5 protein-coding genes and 1 pseudogene are annotated in these 3,536 nt (G+C 36.5%); 4 read left to right on the top strand and 2 right to left on the bottom strand.

The features are described 5' to 3' along the window. Positions 1 to 320: 320 nt before the first annotated feature. Entirely contained in the window at positions 321 to 674 is a 354-nt protein-coding gene (locus tag ACFIMM_RS00915; RefSeq protein ID WP_004859838.1) for a helix-turn-helix domain-containing protein, read from the bottom strand. A gap of 87 nt (positions 675 to 761) precedes the next feature. Between ACFIMM_RS00915 and ACFIMM_RS00910 the strand changes: the two genes are divergently transcribed. Together ACFIMM_RS00910 and ACFIMM_RS00905 are read left to right on the top strand one after the other, a co-directional pair. Further along, positions 762 to 1,028 (top strand): helix-turn-helix domain-containing protein, encoded by a 267-nt coding sequence (locus ACFIMM_RS00910; RefSeq protein WP_375674606.1) that lies wholly within the window; start codon positions 762 to 764, stop codon positions 1,026 to 1,028. 2 nt (positions 1,029 to 1,030) lie between these two features. After that, positions 1,031 to 1,222 (top strand): hypothetical protein, encoded by a 192-nt coding sequence (locus tag ACFIMM_RS00905; protein WP_375674608.1) that lies wholly within the window; start codon positions 1,031 to 1,033, stop codon positions 1,220 to 1,222. On the opposite strand, the gene ACFIMM_RS00900 is transcribed toward ACFIMM_RS00905, so the two are convergent. Further along, complete coding sequence (locus ACFIMM_RS00900) at positions 1,209 to 1,892, bottom strand: hypothetical protein (RefSeq protein ID WP_375692575.1); 684 nt, start codon at positions 1,890 to 1,892, stop codon at positions 1,209 to 1,211. The genes ACFIMM_RS00905 and ACFIMM_RS00900 overlap by 14 nt on opposite strands. Before the next feature lie 165 nt (positions 1,893 to 2,057). On the opposite strand from ACFIMM_RS00900, the pseudogene ACFIMM_RS00895 reads away from it, so the two are divergent. Next, positions 2,058 to 3,199 (top strand): annotated as a pseudogene (locus ACFIMM_RS00895) (YdaU family protein). Continuing rightward, positions 3,183 to 3,536 (top strand): hypothetical protein (locus ACFIMM_RS00890; protein WP_375692574.1); only part of this gene is annotated, 354 nt, incomplete at its 3' end. The pseudogene ACFIMM_RS00895 and the gene ACFIMM_RS00890, both read left to right, overlap by 17 nt.

The following is a 3,536-nucleotide window of genomic DNA, read 5'->3' as shown; positions in this document are numbered from 1 at the left end:
ACAACTAATAAGATTTCATCAGAATTTATAAGAATTGGCTTATCCATAATTTTTCCTCCCTAACGCCTCTTGGCGATTGTTTGTGCGTGGTTTATGGAATATATATAATACGCATAATGCATACTTGTCAACAATAAAATATGCGTTATGTGTATTTTATTTTTAACGGTATAAAAATCTTGTAAGAAGATTTTTTCTAAATGACGATTCTCATGAAAGGGGAAGGTGAATGGTTATGAAAACAATAAAAAGTGATATAGAATTAGATAACAAAATAATGCATCTGGTTTCTACATTTAGTAATGAAAGAAAAAAAGCTTTTATTTTTTTTCTTCTGCATGCAGGCGATTTAAAAGGTGAAGAATTGTTTCTTTATCTGGTTGAGTTGTTTTTTGCAGTAGATTAATAATTTGCTCATCAACAGTTTGTTTTGTGGCAGGAATTGGAAAGGAGGGGCCTTCTCCCTCTCCAGTTAATAACCATCCTTCACTAATTCTAAATGCTTTTGCATATTTCGCAGATGCCCGTGATATTCCTCTTAATCCTTGTTCGTGCTGTATATAGCTAGAGTAGTTCCAGCCAAAATATCTAGCTGCTTCTTTAGCACTTCTAAAACCACGCGCTAAACGCGCTTTTATTAATCTAGCAGATTGGTCTATCGTGTTACTAAGCATTTTTATCTCCTTAATATATTCATATTGCATATAATTGGTATGCATTTCGACTTGACTTTTAAGTACTCATAATGCATATTATTTTTTATGGGAAAAATAGCAGTAAAACAGTTACGTAAAAATCTGAATTTAACTCTGAAAGAAATGGCAGTACGGTTAGGCGTCAACAAGTCAACAGTATGGCGTTGGGAAAAATATGGTGTTCCTTCAAGAGGAGCCGTTGCATATCTTCTCGAAGCGTTATGGAATGAACAATCTCCTCCAACGCCTTCTTTTGTCAAGGGTTCCACTGTTTGCATGAAGCCATGTGAACAAAATGAAATGTTGCAATCTCAATATGAAGAAAGAAAATAAAAATGGACAATTTCGCAGCGATGATTGTGCTTTTTATAGTCAATGTAATCATGTTTTTTGCTGGCTTTTACTTTTATAAAATGACGGAAACGCATGAAAAAGAGACAGATAAAATAATGGAAAACATAATACGTAAACAAAAAGATTTAATTCAAACACAAAAAGATTTAATGGAAAAAATTAACCGCTTTTAAGACTACTCTCCTCGAGTGGCAGTAAAAAGCTGGGCCAAAAAGTAGTTTCAAGTATTTCTTCTGCATGATTTGATGAAGTGTGTTCAATGATAAAAATTGGTGTGCTTACGATATCTGGTTTTAGGTGGCGAACTGTGAAAGAAAATTCTGTTTCTTCAGATGCATCTAAATTAAAAAAATCGAAGATCTCCTGTGTTTTTAAATCTGCTACAAAAAGACTTTTTAAGGGTATATACTTTTCATTTTCTGGTTCTAAATGCATTGGATATCTTCCCAAAAGAGCACCTTTATCAAACGCAAATGGGTTTTCGTTATATAACCGAAAATTATTTATTCTCATTGTTTGCTCTGTAGGATTTTTTATGATGCCATTTACCTCTATGAAGAAGTCTTTGTCATATTTGTATGCTGTTGACTCTTTCATAGTAACCTTCAACTTTGGACCTAAGTCTCGTATTTGTTTTTCTGCCCATAAAATGGAGACGTGCTCTTTTGCGGCTTCAGCTTGTTTTTTTAGCTGTTCTAATTGCCTTTCTATATTGTCTAAATCTTTTTGGCGGACTTTGTCTGCTTCTTTACGGTTTTTATTTCTTAAAATAAGAGCCACTAAAAGAGATGCAATAAATGACAAAAAACCTGTAAGAAATATCTTTATCCATTCTTGCATCATAACTCTCCCCACTTTTTTAGAATCGTTGAAAGGGTACTTTTTTACAAATTTTTTTCAAGACAGGCAATCACAACACGCTTTGTCATGATGCACGCATAAACACACAACAATCTTAAGGGGGGATTATGATCACTAATTTATATTTAATGAAAGAAGGGGGCGCGCATGTCTAATGGTATGCCATGGATAAGATTCCATTTGTATGACTGGATAAGTGGTACAGATGGAATGACGTTAGAGCAAAGGGGCGCTTATATGACGCTTCTCGTTCGCATGTACGATAAAAAAGCACCAATTAAAGAAGATTTTGAAACGCTTGCACGTGCTTGCAATTGTTCGCAGAAAAAATTTGCAGCTATTGTCGAATACTTAATGAGGAATGATAAACTTGTTGAGACAGATAATGGATTGTGGAATACGCGCGTTGAAGAAGAGCTGAACGATTTTGCTGATAAAAAAGAGCACATATCGCAAGTTCGTAGTGAGGCTGGTAAAAAAGGTGCACAAGCAAAAAATAATACAAAACAACATGTTAATAATTTTGCTGAAGCAAATGACAAGCAAAACGTTTTTTTGCTGAAGCAAACGCTAAGCAAAATCAAGCTATAAAGAACCAGAATAAGAATATATATAAAAAAACTAAAACTAACGTTTTAGCAAAAAAAGAAATTGGTTCTGAAAGTTTAGAAACAAACGAACAGGTTGACGAGCCAACAGAGGTTGCTGCTGTTGAGACCACATCAGAGCAAATCACAACATCATCAGACAACCAACCTCCCATTCACGAGCAAGAGAACGTTCCCAAAAAAGCAAAACGAGCGCAAGCTAATCGCGGTTGTCGATTGCCTACGGATTTTGAACCGGATTACGATTTTGCCATTGCAGAGGGCTTGCCTCCAGAGCGCGTCAAAGTCGAAATTGCAAAGTTTCGAGATTATTGGAAAGCCTGTGCAGGAAAGAATGCTATCAAACGTGATTGGCAAGCAACATGGAGAAACTGGGTGCGAAAGGCTATCGAGGTTTTAGAAAAAACAAAAAACACGAACAACAATGGTGGAAACAATGGAAACTTTTCAAAAGATCAAAGAACTCGTGGTGGTACCGGAGAGACAATCCGTAATCTTATCGGTGCAACACAGCTTAGTGACGCCTCTACAAGATACCGTGCAACAGATAGAGCAATGTGTAACTCTGGAGTTCCCATGGACCTTGAGAAATGGCATTCAATTGACAAAAACCCTAGAGAAACAAGCTTTAGAAGCTTATCAGACTGTTCAAAACTTACTTACCGTGAAAGCGTCTGTTGAAGACATAGCAGAGGCTCTTGATGTGCTTGAAGGTGGTTTGACAATGCAAAAAGTTTCGAATGTAGAAGCGCGTGCAAAGGCTTATATCGCAGCTCTTAACGGCATTTCACTCTGGTCTTTATTGCAAGCTGTTAAAAATCTTATACGTGGTGAAGCAAAAGGCATGTCCACAACATTTGTGCCCTCATGCGCTGATCTAGCGCAGTATTGTCGTGATTTAGAAAGCAGGCTTTATGGTGTTGCTGAGAGAGTTTTTACAGCAGTTGAAAATACGCGTAACCTAGCCTTAGGAGGCAAGCGCATTTCATTCATGAGAATAGGCAAGCCTAGTGAAGAG

Source organism: Bartonella sp. AP258QHHD (genome assembly GCF_042196145.1).
GTDB lineage: Bacteria > Pseudomonadota > Alphaproteobacteria > Rhizobiales > Rhizobiaceae > Bartonella.
Note: the sequence above shows the minus strand (reverse complement) of the source record. Positions and strands in the feature narration are given on the sequence as shown.

Bases quoted from the DNA above. Each gene is read 5' to 3' on its own strand.
- ACFIMM_RS00900 (WP_375692575.1), bottom strand. From the start codon at position 1,892: ATGATGCAAGAATGGATAAAGATATTTCTTACAGGTTTTTTGTCATTT.
- ACFIMM_RS00905 (WP_375674608.1), top strand. From the start codon at position 1,031: ATGGACAATTTCGCAGCGATGATTGTGCTTTTTATAGTCAATGTAATC.
- ACFIMM_RS00910 (WP_375674606.1), top strand. From the start codon at position 762: ATGGGAAAAATAGCAGTAAAACAGTTACGTAAAAATCTGAATTTAACT.
- ACFIMM_RS00915 (WP_004859838.1), bottom strand. From the start codon at position 674: ATGCTTAGTAACACGATAGACCAATCTGCTAGATTAATAAAAGCGCGT.